14 protein-coding genes and 3 tRNA genes are annotated in these 12,979 nt (G+C 66.5%); 9 read left to right on the top strand and 8 right to left on the bottom strand.

Going from position 1 to position 12,979, the window contains the following annotated elements:
- Positions 1-63 precede the first annotated feature (63 nt).
- The 3 genes from QZZ33_RS04110 to QZZ33_RS04100 are packed head-to-tail and all read right to left on the bottom strand — an operon-like array spanning position 64 to position 2,065.
- Positions 64-819, bottom strand: a complete 756-nt coding sequence (locus tag QZZ33_RS04110) for an ABC transporter permease (RefSeq protein ID WP_291378367.1) — start codon at positions 817-819, stop codon at positions 64-66.
- Positions 816-1,712, bottom strand: coding sequence for an ABC transporter ATP-binding protein (locus QZZ33_RS04105; RefSeq protein WP_291378366.1), 897 nt, complete (start codon positions 1,710-1,712; stop codon positions 816-818). Before QZZ33_RS04105 ends, QZZ33_RS04110 begins: the two co-directional genes overlap by 4 nt.
- Positions 1,709-2,065: a GntR family transcriptional regulator gene (locus tag QZZ33_RS04100; RefSeq protein WP_291378365.1), complete on the bottom strand. Its 357-nt coding sequence runs from the start codon at positions 2,063-2,065 to the stop codon at positions 1,709-1,711. Before QZZ33_RS04100 ends, QZZ33_RS04105 begins: the two co-directional genes overlap by 4 nt.
- Before the next feature lie 112 nt (positions 2,066-2,177).
- On the opposite strand from QZZ33_RS04100, the gene orn reads away from it, so the two are divergent.
- The 3 genes from orn to QZZ33_RS04085 all read left to right on the top strand — a co-directional run bounded on the left by orn (position 2,178) and on the right by QZZ33_RS04085 (position 3,862).
- Complete coding sequence (orn, locus tag QZZ33_RS04095; RefSeq protein WP_291378364.1) at positions 2,178-2,783, top strand: oligoribonuclease; 606 nt, start codon at positions 2,178-2,180, stop codon at positions 2,781-2,783.
- 89 nt (positions 2,784-2,872) lie between these two features.
- A tRNA-His gene (locus QZZ33_RS04090) sits at positions 2,873-2,948 on the top strand.
- Positions 2,949-3,046: 98 nt separating this feature from the next.
- Complete coding sequence (locus QZZ33_RS04085) at positions 3,047-3,862, top strand: DUF4126 domain-containing protein (protein WP_291378363.1); 816 nt, start codon at positions 3,047-3,049, stop codon at positions 3,860-3,862.
- A 1-nt stretch (position 3,863) separates the two neighbouring features.
- On the opposite strand, the gene QZZ33_RS04080 is transcribed toward QZZ33_RS04085, so the two are convergent.
- Positions 3,864-4,607 carry an ATP-binding cassette domain-containing protein gene (locus QZZ33_RS04080; RefSeq protein ID WP_366475570.1) on the bottom strand — a complete coding sequence of 248 codons (744 nt, stop codon included), beginning with the start codon at positions 4,605-4,607 and terminating at the stop codon, positions 3,864-3,866.
- A 52-nt stretch (positions 4,608-4,659) separates the two neighbouring features.
- Here QZZ33_RS04080 and QZZ33_RS04075 point away from each other — a divergent pair, with 52 nt between their 5' ends.
- From QZZ33_RS04075 to QZZ33_RS04065, 3 genes are all read left to right on the top strand, one after another.
- Positions 4,660-5,328: an ABC transporter permease subunit gene (locus QZZ33_RS04075; RefSeq protein WP_291378362.1), complete on the top strand. Its 669-nt coding sequence runs from the start codon at positions 4,660-4,662 to the stop codon at positions 5,326-5,328.
- Entirely contained in the window at positions 5,325-6,056 is a 732-nt protein-coding gene (locus QZZ33_RS04070; protein WP_291378360.1) for an ABC transporter permease, read from the top strand. The genes QZZ33_RS04075 and QZZ33_RS04070 overlap by 4 nt, the downstream gene beginning before the upstream one ends.
- Positions 6,057-6,170: 114 nt before the next feature.
- Complete coding sequence (locus QZZ33_RS04065) at positions 6,171-7,175, top strand: glycine betaine ABC transporter substrate-binding protein (protein WP_291378358.1); 1,005 nt, start codon at positions 6,171-6,173, stop codon at positions 7,173-7,175.
- A gap of 62 nt (positions 7,176-7,237) precedes the next feature.
- Here QZZ33_RS04065 and QZZ33_RS04060 read toward each other — a convergent pair.
- A tRNA-Lys gene (locus QZZ33_RS04060) sits at positions 7,238-7,310 on the bottom strand.
- Positions 7,311-7,416: 106 nt separating this feature from the next.
- Here QZZ33_RS04060 and bcp point away from each other — a divergent pair.
- A complete protein-coding gene (gene bcp / locus QZZ33_RS04055; protein ID WP_291378357.1) occupies positions 7,417-7,884 on the top strand; it encodes a thioredoxin-dependent thiol peroxidase in 468 nt (155 codons plus the stop codon).
- Positions 7,885-7,888: 4 nt separating this feature from the next.
- On the opposite strand, the gene QZZ33_RS04050 is transcribed toward bcp, so the two are convergent.
- Positions 7,889-9,016: an EAL domain-containing protein gene (locus QZZ33_RS04050; protein ID WP_291378355.1), complete on the bottom strand. Its 1,128-nt coding sequence runs from the start codon at positions 9,014-9,016 to the stop codon at positions 7,889-7,891.
- 178 nt (positions 9,017-9,194) lie between these two features.
- On the opposite strand from QZZ33_RS04050, the gene QZZ33_RS04045 reads away from it, so the two are divergent.
- Together QZZ33_RS04045 and QZZ33_RS04040 are read left to right on the top strand one after the other, a co-directional pair.
- A tRNA-Leu gene (locus tag QZZ33_RS04045) sits at positions 9,195-9,276 on the top strand.
- Between the two features lie 163 nt (positions 9,277-9,439).
- A complete protein-coding gene (locus tag QZZ33_RS04040) occupies positions 9,440-11,227 on the top strand; it encodes a glycoside hydrolase family 15 protein (RefSeq protein WP_291378354.1) in 1,788 nt (595 codons plus the stop codon).
- 75 nt (positions 11,228-11,302) lie between these two features.
- Here QZZ33_RS04040 and QZZ33_RS04035 read toward each other — a convergent pair whose 3' ends face one another.
- Both QZZ33_RS04035 and lysA read right to left on the bottom strand, forming a co-directional pair.
- Complete coding sequence (locus QZZ33_RS04035; RefSeq protein WP_291378353.1) at positions 11,303-11,593, bottom strand: hypothetical protein; 291 nt, start codon at positions 11,591-11,593, stop codon at positions 11,303-11,305.
- A 97-nt stretch (positions 11,594-11,690) separates the two neighbouring features.
- Positions 11,691-12,979: diaminopimelate decarboxylase (gene lysA / locus QZZ33_RS04030; RefSeq protein ID WP_291378352.1), on the bottom strand; the 1,289-nt coding region annotated here is incomplete at its 5' end.

Raw genomic sequence — 12,979 nt, 5'->3', positions numbered from 1 at the left:
GAAAGCAAGCGGCCGTCGACCCGTGAGGGGGTCGACGGCCGCTTGTTGCCCTGGGTCGCTCGGCTAGGGAGTGGCGCGCCTCAATAAGGCAAAGCCCGCCAACCCGGCCCCGACCGTGACTGGCAAGGTCCAACTCAGAATGACAAACGGCGAGTTGTCGGTGAAGAAGCTCCCTACGGATCCCCACGCCGACGCCTCGGTGATCCACCACGCGAGCCCCACCAAGATGACGGCGATGCCTAGCAGTTCCGTCAGGAGGCCACTGACCTTCCAGCGCATCCACACGCCGGCCGACGCCGCCCCGATGAAGAAGAACATCAGCAGGAGTACAAAGAAGGCGTAGGCGTGAAGCCACAGCGGCTCAGCGGCAGAGCCAAACGGGGCGAAGAAGTAGCCGCCCAGACCCCAGCCGTCCGTCAGACGCTCGATCCAGCCGAGAGCGGTGAACCCGGCCGCGTAGATCGCCGACAGCATCGCGAAGTAGAGCGCGGATCCGAGGTAGTAGTCGCGACGCGTGACCGACATGCCCAGAGCAAAGCGGAAGGAGGCGCTCATCGCCTGGATCGCGACCACCATCATGTAGACCAGAATCCAGGTGACTCCCCCGTTGTTGGCGAACGCGTCCGTCTCGAGGTCGGGCCCAGCGGCCCGCGACACCAACGTCCAGATCGAGAAGTTGAGGCCAAAGATCGCGAACGTGATGAGCCACGGCAGGATCAGCGTGGTCCACGGATTCGTCGAGTGAAGCATCACCACATCGAGGATGCGGCGCGGGGCCGCGTTCGCGGCGCCCGGGGCGTCGATGGCGGTCGCGGTCATTGCAGTGCTCCCTCGCTCGTGTCGGCGGTGCGGCCGCCAGTGCGACTCACCACCAGTTGTTGAAGTGAGACGGGCCCCACCTCGAGCCCTGCCTCGCGCGCCTCTTGCCGATCGGTGTCGCTCAAGCCCGCCACCGTGACGGAGGCGAGGCCCCCCAGCTGTTGAACCCCCAGCACCTCTCTGCCGGCGGCGAATGCGTGAGCGCCATCCGCCTTGCCCACCAACGTCACGGCTTGCGAGCGAAGGTCCTCTGCGTCGGCGTCGATGATCACGGACCCCTCGTCCACGACCACCACTCGCTCCAGCAAGTTCGCCGCCTCGTCGATCAGGTGCGTCGACAACACGACGGTGCGGGGATGGGCGGCGTAGTCCGCGAGCAGGTGGTCGTAGAACATCTGGCGCGCCACCGCGTCGAGGCCCGCGTAGGGCTCGTCAAAGAACGTGAGCTCTGCCCGCGAGGCAAGGCCGACAATCACCCCGATGGCGGAACGCTGGCCCCGCGACATCTTCTTGATGGGGCGGTTCAGCGGCGGCGCGAAGTCATCAACAAGCCGTGCCGCGAACGCCTCGTCCCATCGCGAGAAGAAACGGGAGGCGGCCTTCAGCGCGTGACGACCCTTGAAATCCTCTGGATAGACCTGCGCCTCGTTGATGAAGCACACCCTGCCCAGTACCGCCGCGTTCTCGACGGGTGAATGGCCGAAGACCCTGACCTCGCCTTCCGTCGCGAACTCCTGGCCAGTCATCAGCTTCATCAGAGTGGTCTTGCCCGCACCATTGCGGCCCAGCAAGCCATGAATCCCCTCCTCGGCGAACGCAAAGGACACGTGCTTGACGGCCTCGACCTTGCCGAAGCGCTTGGTGAGGTCTTGCACCTCGACAATGGCGTTCATCGCCCTGCCTCCTTCTTGATCATGTCCGCCAGTTGCGCTGGCGAGATGGACAACTTGGTCGCCTCGGCCACGAGCGGCCGGACATAGTCCGCGCGAAACGCGTCTCGTCGACGCTGGACGAGCGCCTCACGGGCGCCGGTGGCCACGAACATTCCGATGCCGCGCCGCTTGTACAGAACTCCTGCCTCTACGAGCACGTTGACCCCCTTGAGTGCCGTCGCGGGATTGATTCTGTGGAACGCCGCCAGCTCGTTGATGGAGGGCACTTGTCCCTCCTCTGCCATGCTGCCGTCCACGATCTGCCCCTCGATCTGCTCGGCGATCTGGACGAAGATCGGTCTTTCATCGTCCACGGCACACTCCCGGTTTATTGGTTAGTCAGTTCAGTAACTAACTAACCATGAGCGCGTGCACTTGTCAACTCCAGGACCTGGCCAGTCACCACTTGGCCCTACAGTAAGAGCCATGCCCGATGCACCTTTGGTCTGGATCGATTGCGAAATGACGGGTCTCGACCTCACCACAGACGCCCTGATCGAGGTCGCCTGCATCGTCACCGATGCCGATCTCAACCCGCTTGGGGACGGCGTGTCCGTCGTCATCAAGCCCCCGGCCGAAGCCGTCGACGTGATGACCGACTTTGTGCGTCAGATGCACGTGACGTCGGGGCTCCTTCCAGAGCTCGACAGCGGCCTCAGCATGGAGGAGGCCCAACAGCGGGTGGTCGATTACGTCACCGCACAGGTCAAGGGCGCCCGCGCACCGCTCGCCGGCAACACCGTGGGCATGGACAAGGCCTTCCTCGACCGCGACATGCCTGCACTCATGGAGTTGCTCCACTACCGCGTGGTAGACGTCAGCTCGATCAAGGAGTTGGTGCGCCGCTGGTATCCGCGCGTGTTCTTCAACTCCCCAGAGAAGACGGGTGGACACCGCGCGCTCGGCGACATCGAGGATTCGATTCAAGAGTTGCGGTACTACCGGGAGGCGGTCTTCGCGCCCCAACCAGGCCCGGACTCCAACGCCGCGAAGGCCGTGGCCACGGCGGTGACCGAGTCCCGTCCGCACTAGGCACCGCACTTGCCCGCACGCGAACACGCGGGCGTGCACCGCGGCGCGCGCCTCGCGGTACACTTTTCGCTGGCCCTCACGGGCCGATGGTGGCTATAGCTCAGTTGGTAGAGCACCGCGTTGTGGTCGCGGGGGCCGCGGGTTCAAGTCCCGTTAGCCACCCCAAGAGGTCAGAGGGTCCAGGCAGGCGCCGGGACCCTCTGACGTTTCCGAACAGGCTATCGTGAGGGCGTGATTCACGTGCGAACGCCAAGGAGGCATGAGTGATTGCCGCACTCACCGGCGCGGGGCTGTCGGCTGCTGCGGGGCTCAATGCTTTCATCCCGCTCGTATTGGTGGGAGTCTTGGCCCGCTTCACCACCTTCATCGAGCTCCCAGAGAACCTCATGTGGCTCCAGGAGTGGCCCACCATCATCATCGCGCTGCTCCTGCTCACCGCCGAGTTGGTGCTGGACAAGATCCCCGGCGTCGATCACGTCAACGACCTGATCCAGACCGCCGTCCGCCCGCTCATAGGCGGCGTCATCTTCTCGGCGAGCGCCTCCGCAGCAGAACTCGACGCGGGTCAGTTCTGGACGGACAATCCGATGATCGCAGGCGTGGTCGGAGCCATCATCACGCTCCTGGTCCACACCGGCAAGGCGACATCGCGACCCGCCGTCAACGCCTCGACCGGCGGCACGGGAGCGCCACTGGCCTCCTTCGCGGAGGACGCCACCTCCGTCGGCCTGAGCCTCTTGGCCATCTTCGCGCCCATCCTGGTCACCGTGGTGCTCGTCGGGCTCGCCGGGGCCTTCTACTACATCGTCACCTCCGGGCGCCGCAGACGCCGCCGTCGCGAGCTCCTGCAAGTGCAAGAGCGACTCGAGCGCGAAGCTGCCCATGAGCGCGGCGAGAAAGTCGCATGGTGGCGAGCGTCATGGCGAGATCGGCTCGAACGGGTCAACGAGCATCGCTCGGCCCTCGCGCCAAACCTGCGCTCAAAGGTCTCTCGCTCGGCGAACGGCAACGGCAAGACCAAGCCCGACGCCGACGCCGCGCCCTCGCAAGGCGTCCCTCCCGGCGACAAGCCCGAGTAGGTCAGTCCCCAAAGTCCGCCACAAAGTCGGCCACAAAGTCGTTGGCTGGTGACTGCGTGACACCCTCAGGCGTGTCCAACTGCTCAAGCACCGCGCCCTTGGACAGCACCGCGATGCGGTCCGCGAGCAACGCCGCCTCCCTGATGTCGTGCGTCACCATGATGACGGTGGTGCCCAGCTCGCGCTGCAGAGCGGCAAACTCCTTCTGAAGCCTCCTGCGACCCTGAGGGTCTACGGCCCCAAAGGGCTCGTCCATGAGCAACACGGGAGGCTCAGTGGCGAGCGCCCGCGCCACGCCAACCCTTTGCCGCTCCCCGCCAGAAAGCTCGTGCGGGTAGCGGGCGGCGTACGTGGCAGGTTCGAGCCCCACGAGGGTCAACAGGTGCTCGACGCGCTGCGCCGTGCGGTCCTTGTCCCAACCCAACAGGCCCGGCACCGTCGCGACGTTCTGCTGGACAGTGCGGTGCGGGAAGAGCCCCACGTGCTGAATCACGTAGCCGATGCCGCGGCGCAAGTGGACGGGGTTTTGTGACATTACATCGGTGCCGCCCACGCTGATGGTCCCAGAGGTGGGCTCGACGAGCCGATTGACCATCCTCAACGTGGTCGACTTCCCGCAGCCGGAAGGCCCCACCAACGCCAGCACCTCTGAGCCGCGCACCTCAAGGCTGAGGCTCTCCACAGCGTCCGTGCCGTCCGGATACGACTTGCGTGCGCTGTCAAAGACGATGTCCGTTCCGACCATGCGGATTACCGTACAGGGCAGGCATGTCATACCGGCGACTAGGGTGGGTGGGATGGACGACGCCCCGCCCAATCCGTGGCTTTCGTGGCGCTACGTGGAAAGCAACTGGACCGAGTTGAGCGACCAACTCACCATCCACACCACGCTCACGTTGCAGGCGGTCGCCATTGCACTCGCGATCGCCTTCCCGCTCGCGGTGGTGGCGCGCAACGTGCGGTGGCTGACGCGGCCCATCTTGGGACTCACCGGCGTGCTGTACACGATCCCCTCCCTCGCGCTGTTCGCGTTGTTGGTTCCTTTCACTGGCATCGGCCGCACCACGGTGCTCATCGGGCTCGTGGTCTACGCCTTGCTGGTGCTCGTGCGCAACATCCTGGCTGGCCTCGAAGGAGTGGACAGGGACGTCGTGGACGCCGCGCGCGGCCTCGGCTACTCGAAACTGCGCCTGCTGTGGGGTGTTGAGATACCGAACGCGTTGCCGTCGATCGTGGCGGGCCTGCGCATCGCGACCGTGACCACCGTGGCGCTCGTCACCGTGGGCGTCGTGGTGGGCTATGGAGGCCTGGGTCAGCTGATGTTCAGGGGATTCCAGTCCAACTACCGGGCGCAGATCGCCACCAGTGTGATTCTGTGCCTTCTGTTGGCTCTCGTGCTCGACCTGGCCATCATGTTGGCGGCGCGCGCCGCCATGCCCTGGGCGCGGCGCAGGAGGGCATCGTGAGCATCTGGGCTGATGCGTGGGAGTACATCTCGACCGGCGTGAACTGGATGGGCGAGAACGGCCTGACCAGACCCACGTACGACGGCGGATGGAAGTTCGCTCAGGATTCGATCCTTGCCTTGACCATCGAGCATCTGTACATGTCGTTCGCGGCGGTGGGCCTCGCGGCGCTCACTGCGCTGCCGCTCGGCATCGCGCTCGGTCACGCGCGACGTGGAGGGGGCCTCACCGTCGCCTTGTCCAACGTCTCCAGGGCCGTGCCGACGCTCGCCTTGCTGACGCTGTTCGCCGCCTCTGCCATTGGCTTCGGCAACCGCGCGGTCATCATCGCGGCGGCGATCTTCGCGTTCCCCCCCATCCTCACCAACGCCTTCACAGGCATGGCGGACGTCGACGCCGACGTCAGGGAGGCTGCGGAAGGCCAAGGCCTCACGCGGCTCCAGGTCGCCACCCGCGTCGAACTCCCCCTCGCGTGGCCGCTGATCGCCGCTGGCCTGCGCACCTCCGCGTCGCAGACGGTGGCGACCGTTCCCTTGGCGGCGCTCGTCGCCGGCGGCGGGTTGGGAGTCATCATCAACACGGGACTCGCCACCCAGCGTTACGGCGAGGTGCTCGCAGGCGGCGTGCTTGTCGCCGCGCTCACGCTCGCGGTTGACGCTGCCATGGGGGCGCTGCAGCGGCGCCTCACGCCGCCACCCTTGCGCACAACATCACTGGTACCCGCCTGACCCACCCGGCCGCCGCCCGGCGCCGAGAAGTCGAGAGGAGGATGTGCGGGGGAACATAACTCCGCTCCAAAGAGTTACTTTTGCTGACCGGTTTGACCACACACGAGGAGCATCATGCACACCCGTCTTGCACCCTTGGCGGCACTCGCCACGTCGGCCCTGTTCTTGGCCGCCTGTTCTTCAGGAACTACCGAATCCACCGAATCCAGCCCCGAGGCGTCGGACACTACGGGCGCCACCACCGCCGTCGCGCAGCAGTGCCTGCCCGTTCCAGGCGACGACATCGTGGTCCTCGACGACGACATGATGCTCCAGAACTCGGACAACGTCGTCCCGGCGGTCAACGCCGACACCGCGCAAGACGAGGCCGTCCTGGACGCCGTCAACGCCGTGTCAGCGGTGCTGGACACCCCAACCCTGATCCAGCTCAACAAGGCCGTGGACATCGACCGGCAGACCTCCGCCGAGGTTGCCGCGCAGTTTGTCACCGACCAGGGGCTTACTGCGCCTTCGCAGGGCAGCGGCTCGATCGTCGTGGGCGCCGCGAACTTCTCGGAGAACATCACGGTCGCGGAGATCTACGCCGCGGTGCTCCGTGACGCCGGCTACGACGCCTCCGTTCGCACCATCGGCAACCGCGAGACCTACATGCCCGCGCTGGTGTCCGGCGAGGTGAACGTGATCCCCGAGTATGCCGCGACGGCAGCGGAGTTCATCAACCGCTCCGTCAACGGCGCCGACGCCGAGGCTGTGGCGTCAGGAGACATCGCGGAGACGAAGTCCGCACTCGACGGCTTCACCGACTTCGGAGTCGTGTTCGGCGAGCCTTCAGCGGCGCAGGACCAGAACGCCTTCGCGGTCACCACCGCGTTCTCCGAGCAGTACGGAGTGACGTCTCTGAGCGATCTCGCGGCCAACTGCGAGGGCATCTCGCTCGGTGGCCCGCCGGAGTGCCCCGAGCGCACGTTCTGCCAGCTCGGCCTTGAGGACGTCTACGGCATCGAAGTGACGGACTTCTCCTCGCTCGACGCGGGCGGCCCGCTCACCAAGACGGCGCTGCGCCAGGGCGAGATCGCCGTTGGCCTCGTCTTCAGCTCCGACGGAGAACTCGCCTCCTAGGCACTCCCCAACCCCAAGACAGACGAAGGCCCGGTCCCTCAGGACCGGGCCTTCGTGTCTTGTACGCCCCCGGGGACTCGAACCCCGAACCCGCTGATTAAGAGTCAGCTGCTCTGCCAGTTGAGCTAGAGGCGCATGGTTGGCGCGACCCGCAACTTTAGCAGTATCCGCCTCCCGGTAAGAAATCGAACCAGAGCCTCGCGTCGGGAATGGCGTGGGGCCCTGTCCGGTTGGCCTGACTATGACCACCCGACTTGAGGCGGGCGCCTTAGCCCCGGACTTCACCGCCCCCACCGACACCGGCACGTTCACGCTTTCCGACCACCGCGGTCGGAACGTCATCGTCTACTTCTACCCGGCGGCCATGACCCCCGGTTGCACGACGCAGGCATGCGACTTCCGCGACTCCCTGGCCGCCCTGCAAGCCGCCGGCTACGAGGTGGTGGGAGTGTCGAAGGACTCTCCCGAAAAGCTCGCGAAATTCCGCGAGAAGGAGGGCCTCAACTTCACGCTCGTGTCGGACCCCGATCTCGAGGTCCAGAACCTGTACGGAGCGTGGGGCGAGAAGTCGATGTACGGAAAGACGGTCGAGGGCTCCCTGCGCTCCACCGTTGTGGTGGACCCAGACGGCAAGGTCGCGCTCGCTCAGTACAACGTGAAGGCGACGGGCCACGTCGCCAAACTGCGCCGCGACCTCGGACTCGACTGAGGGCTCAGGCGGCGAGAGCGCTGAGCTTTCCCAGCAGCCTTCTGAGCGTCACGATGCCCAAGAAGTGGCCCGAGTCATCCGTAATGATGATGGGCGCTCCCGGCTCTGTGCGCGCCGTGCTGATCCGCTGAGCCACCTCGGCCGGCTTACAGTTCACGTTGACGGTGAGGGTGGAGATCAACTCTCCAGCGATCGCCGCCGCAGGGTCGACGAGGCCGTGGGGTCGCCGGTCGTTGCCCACGACCACCATCCAGTGACTCTCGACTTGACCCCAGTCATACGTCGCGCTCCGCTCTACGGGTATCGTCGGCACCGTCTGAATGAGGCGGTGCATCGTGTCCCCAGCTTGGTCCGCGAAGGCCGCCAGTTGCGCCGCGATCTCCGGGTCGATGCCCGTGAAGTCGGGGGACGGCCTTGCGAACAGAAAGCCTTGAGCCAGCGGAACGCGCATGTCGGCCAGGCGCTTCGCATCGGCGAGTGACTCAATACCCTCGGCGACCACCCACGCGTCGACACGCGACGCAAATAGCCCGATCATCTCGACGAGCGCCACCTTGGCCTCGTCGGTAGCGACGCCGTGCACGATGGCGCGGTCAAGTTTGAGGATGGAGGGCCGCAGCTCGAGGATCTGCTGCAGGCCCGAGTAGCCCGCTCCCGCGTCGTCCACCGCGATGAGCGCACCCTTGGCCCGCGCGGCGTTGATGGACGGCTCCAAGTCGGCCCACTCCCACGAGGAGTGCTCCGTGATCTCGAGCACCAGCCCCGTCAGGTCCGGCATCTCACCGAAGAGGTCGCGCACCAGAGGGTGGCGCAGCGACTCCGGCTCCACGTTCACGGCAAGGAACGTGTCCCTTGGCATGTCTGCGCGCCGGGCGAGCGCCTTGCGCAACACCACTGCCTCGAGCTCCGGTTGAAGGCCACGTGCCTTGGCTCGCGCAAACCAGACGTCCGGGCCCACGCCCTGAGCGTCGGGGTGGTCGAAGCGCGCAAGGGCCTCATAGCCCACCACCACCCGCTCATCGAGATCGATGATGGGCTGGAAGTGGCACTCGACGCCTTGACCGGCGATCGCGTCGTCAATCAACTGCGTCCACCGCGCGTCAGTAGCGTGGGCGTGGGCGTGGGTCGTCATAGACGCAACCTCGCCGACGCCCCAGCGGCCGGTGCGGCCGCGCGCGGGTGGAACGACTCGTTCATGGTGATCCCATCGGCACTCGAGCGGACTTGTAGAGCGTTTGCTTTGCGTCTCCAGCCGCGAGGAACGATGGGCGCGCGCTAGGGGATGCGCCGTGGCGGTATCGTGGGCTCGCGCGCGAGTGGCGGAATTGGCAGACGCGCTGGATTTAGGTTCCAGTGTCTTCGGACGTGCGGGTTCAAGTCCCGCCTCGCGCACAGGTGGCCCGGAGCCCTCCCGGGCGGGCGCGGCGTACGTAACCGCCCCAGGGCTGGCAGCGCGCTTGGAGTATTTCGGGACCAGGTCGTGTTGCCTTGTCATGACGACTCTCCAAGCCGCCACTGTCCACCGCGCCACAGACCAGCGAGAGCAACTCCCCCTGTGAGCGCGCGCATCGAGGACCACGCCCTCATCGGGGACACGCGCACGGCCGCGCTCGTCGACCGCGACGGCGCGATCACCTGGTTGTGCCTTCCCCGCTTCGATGCACCCGCGTGCTTTGCCGCGCTGCTCGGCGACGAAAACAACGGCCAGTGGTCGATTGCGCCTGTCGGCGACGTCATCTCCACGCAGCGGTCCTATCGTCACGAAACCCTGATTCTCGAGACCGAGATGCGCACCGAGACCGGCACGGTGCGCATCACGGACTTCATGCCTCACAGGGATGGCCCGCCCACGGTGGTGCGCATCGTCGAGGGCGTGGCGGGCGAGGTGTCCATGCGGAGCACATTGAGCCTGCGGTTCGACTACGGGCGGACGGTGCCGTGGGTGCGTGCAGACGGCACTACGGTGACCGCCGTTGCCGGCTCGCAATCCGTCGCGGTGACGTGCCCCATCCCGATGGCGGGTGACAATCACGAGCACATCGCGGACTTCACGGTGACTGCCGGACAACGCGTCCCGTTTGTGATGACGTGGCACGAGTGGGGTGACGAGTCGCCGGTGGCTCCGGACACCGAGCAGCTGCTCAGCGACACCATTGAGTGGTGGCACGCGTGGACTGACCGCCTGGAGGTCGACGGGCCATGGTCCGACCAAGTGATCCGGTCGCTCATCACGCTCAAGGCGCTGACGTACGAGCCGACCGGTGCCGTGGTGGCCGCCCCCACCACGTCGCTGCCAGAACACATCGGCGGTTCCCGCAACTGGGACTACCGCTTCACCTGGCTGCGCGACGCCGCGTTCACCCTGGAGGCATTCACTGCGAATGGGTGCCTCACTGAGGCGATCGCCTGGCGCGATTGGCTGGTGCGAGCAATCGCGGGGGACGCAAACCAATTGCAGATTGTGTACGACATCGAGGGCAACAGATGGCTACCGGAGCTGACCCTCGATTGGCTGAAGGGCTACGAAGACAGCGTGCCGGTCCGCATCGGGAACGGCGCGGCCGATCAGTTCCAATTGGACGTCTACGGCGAGGTCTTCTCCGCGATGCACGAGGCCCGTGCCGCCGGGATGGCCCCAGACGCCGACGCGTGGGCGCTGCAGCGCGCGATGGCGGACTACGTCGAGGGTCATTGGCAGGATCCCGATGAGGGGATCTGGGAGATGCGCGGGGGCCGCCGTCACTTTGTGCATTCCAAGGTCATGGCGTGGGTCGCGTTCGACCGAGCGGCTAGGGGCGTGACCGAACACGGGCTTCCTGGCGATGCGGTCCACTACCGGGCGCTCGCCGACCAGGTGCACGCCGAGGTGTGTCGCGAGGGCTACGACGAACAGCTCGGCACGTTCGTGCAGCACTACGGTTCGCAACGCCTCGACGCCAGCCTGCTGCTCATTCCCGAGGTGGGCTTTCTGCCTGCCGACGACCCGCGGGTGGTCCGCACCGTGGACGCGATCGCGAGGGACCTCACGGTCGACGGGTTCGTGTTGCGGTATCTGACGGAGGACCCAGACGGCTCGTCGGTCGACGGCCTGCCGGGATCAGAGGGCAGCTTCGTGCTGTGCACCTTCTGGTTGATCGACGCCCTGGCGATGCGGGGAGACAGAGAGCAGGCGCGTGCGCTGTTCGAGCGGGTTCTCGCCACTGCCAACGACGTGGGCCTCTTGAGCGAGGAGTACGGCGTCTCCGAGGCCCGCATGCTTGGCAACTTTCCGCAAGCGTTCTCCCACGTGGGACTCGTGAACTCGGCGCAACGCCTGGGGATGGACCCCGGCGCTCGCCCGTAGCCTTGTACACGGGGCTACGGCCCCGGCGCAGCGTCGCAACCGAGCGGTTGCTGGCTGCCAGCGATGGCGGTCCCGCTAGTGCGGATTCTTCATGCCGTTCTGAATTGGGATGACGCCTTCGGAGGTCCGCCCTGCGCGAGGCGCGTTCTCGCGATCAGCGGCGCCGTCTTCATTGGAATCCGGATGAGCTGCCCCCAACTGGGTGGAAAGCTCTTCGCCATCGGACAGATGAATTTGATCGATATCCGATCGACCGCGTTCGGCACGCTCGCGCTCTACTTCGTCCGCGATGTGCTGGAGAGTCTCGGTGGCCTCGTGAACGGGGTCCGCCGAGCCGTCTTTGCTGTGATCGACGGTGGCATTCATGGGAGCTGCTCCCTTCCGGTGATCCGTTTTGGGCGAAATGTCTGCCCGCTATGGAAACGCCGGGCGAGAGAGGCCTGTTCCCGCGCTCGCCTTCCCGCTAGGGCGCCACGTCCCAGCCGAGCAGGTCGTCCAGGGTGTCGCGCCTGATCAGCACACGAGACGCGCCGTCACGCACCGCCACCACTGCGGGCCTGAGCACCGAGTTGTAGTTGCTCGCCATCACGCGGCCGTACGCGCCAGTGGCGGGCACCGCCAGGAGGTCGCCGCGCGCGACGTCAGACGGCAAGTCCACGTCGCGCACCACGATGTCGCCGCTCTCGCAGTGCTTGCCCACCACGCGCGATTGCACCGGCGGAGCCTCGGACGTGCGCGACGCGATCGCGGCCGTGTACTCGGCGCCGTAGGTGATGGTGCGCATGTTGTCGCTCATCCCGCCGTCGACGGCCACGTACTGCCGTTGGCCGCCCCCCTCGAGCGCCACGTCCTTGGTAACGCCGACGGTGTAGAGAGTCATGCCAGAAGGCCCGGCGATCGCGCGGCCGGGTTCGATCGAGATGTGGGGCCAGCCGCCGCCAGCGGCCTCGACGCCCTGTGCCACCACGTCGGCGATCTCCAGAGACGCCTTCTCCACATCCATGGCTTCCGACTCAGGCGTGTAGGCGATCGCGTAGCCGCCTCCGAGGTCCACCTCCGGCATCTCAAAGCCGGTCTCTGCCGCGAAGTCGGCGCGCAGGCGAAGCATCCGCTCGGCGGAGTCCTTGAACGCTCCGATCGACAGGATCTGGCTGCCGATGTGCGTGTGGATACCGCGCAGTGCGAGGTGCGGCGAGGCATGCACCGCGCGCAGCGCCTCGAGCGCGGCGCCGGTAGCGAGCGACAGCCCGAACTTCTGGTCCTCGTGGCTCGTGGCGATGTACTCGTGGCCACCTGCATGGACCCCCGTGGTGATGCGCACCAGCACGGGCGCGGCCACGCGAGCGGCCTGGGCGATTCCGGACAGCACCTCGATCTCCGTCATCGAGTCGACCACGATGCGGCCCACTCCCACCTCGAGCGCGCGCGTGAGTTCGGCGTCCGACTTGTTGTTGCCGTGCAGCGTGATCCGCTCCCCCGGCACGCCGCCGCGCAGCGCGAGTTCGAGCTCTCCGCCGCTGGCCACGTCCACACCAAGGCCCTCGTCGAGCGCCCAAGCGGCGATCTGCGAACTCAGCAGCGCCTTGGACGCGTAGAAGACATCGCAGTTCGCGCCGTGGCGACCGAAGGCCGCGGTGAAGTGCTGACGGAACCCCCGGGCGCGGGCGCGGAAGTCGGCCTCGTCCACCACATACAGCGGCGTGCCGTACTCGGACGCGAGCGCACGCACGTCGACACCGCCCACGGTGAGCG

It is taken from the genome of Demequina sp., assembly GCF_016278775.1.
Classification (GTDB): domain Bacteria; phylum Actinomycetota; class Actinomycetes; order Actinomycetales; family Demequinaceae; genus Demequina.
Note: the sequence above shows the minus strand (reverse complement) of the source record. Positions and strands in the feature narration are given on the sequence as shown.

Coding starts and splice junctions, on each gene's coding strand:
- QZZ33_RS04110 (WP_291378367.1), bottom strand. CDS start 819: ATGACCGCGACCGCCATCGACGCCCCGGGCGCCGCGAACGCGGCCCCG.
- QZZ33_RS04105 (WP_291378366.1), bottom strand. CDS start 1,712: ATGAACGCCATTGTCGAGGTGCAAGACCTCACCAAGCGCTTCGGCAAG.
- orn (WP_291378364.1), top strand. CDS start 2,178: ATGCCCGATGCACCTTTGGTCTGGATCGATTGCGAAATGACGGGTCTC.
- QZZ33_RS04080 (WP_366475570.1), bottom strand. CDS start 4,607: ATGGTCGGAACGGACATCGTCTTTGACAGCGCACGCAAGTCGTATCCG.
- QZZ33_RS04075 (WP_291378362.1), top strand. CDS start 4,660: ATGGACGACGCCCCGCCCAATCCGTGGCTTTCGTGGCGCTACGTGGAA.
- QZZ33_RS04065 (WP_291378358.1), top strand. CDS start 6,171: ATGCACACCCGTCTTGCACCCTTGGCGGCACTCGCCACGTCGGCCCTG.
- bcp (WP_291378357.1), top strand. CDS start 7,417: ATGACCACCCGACTTGAGGCGGGCGCCTTAGCCCCGGACTTCACCGCC.
- QZZ33_RS04050 (WP_291378355.1), bottom strand. CDS start 9,016: ATGACGACCCACGCCCACGCCCACGCTACTGACGCGCGGTGGACGCAG.
- QZZ33_RS04035 (WP_291378353.1), bottom strand. CDS start 11,593: ATGAATGCCACCGTCGATCACAGCAAAGACGGCTCGGCGGACCCCGTT.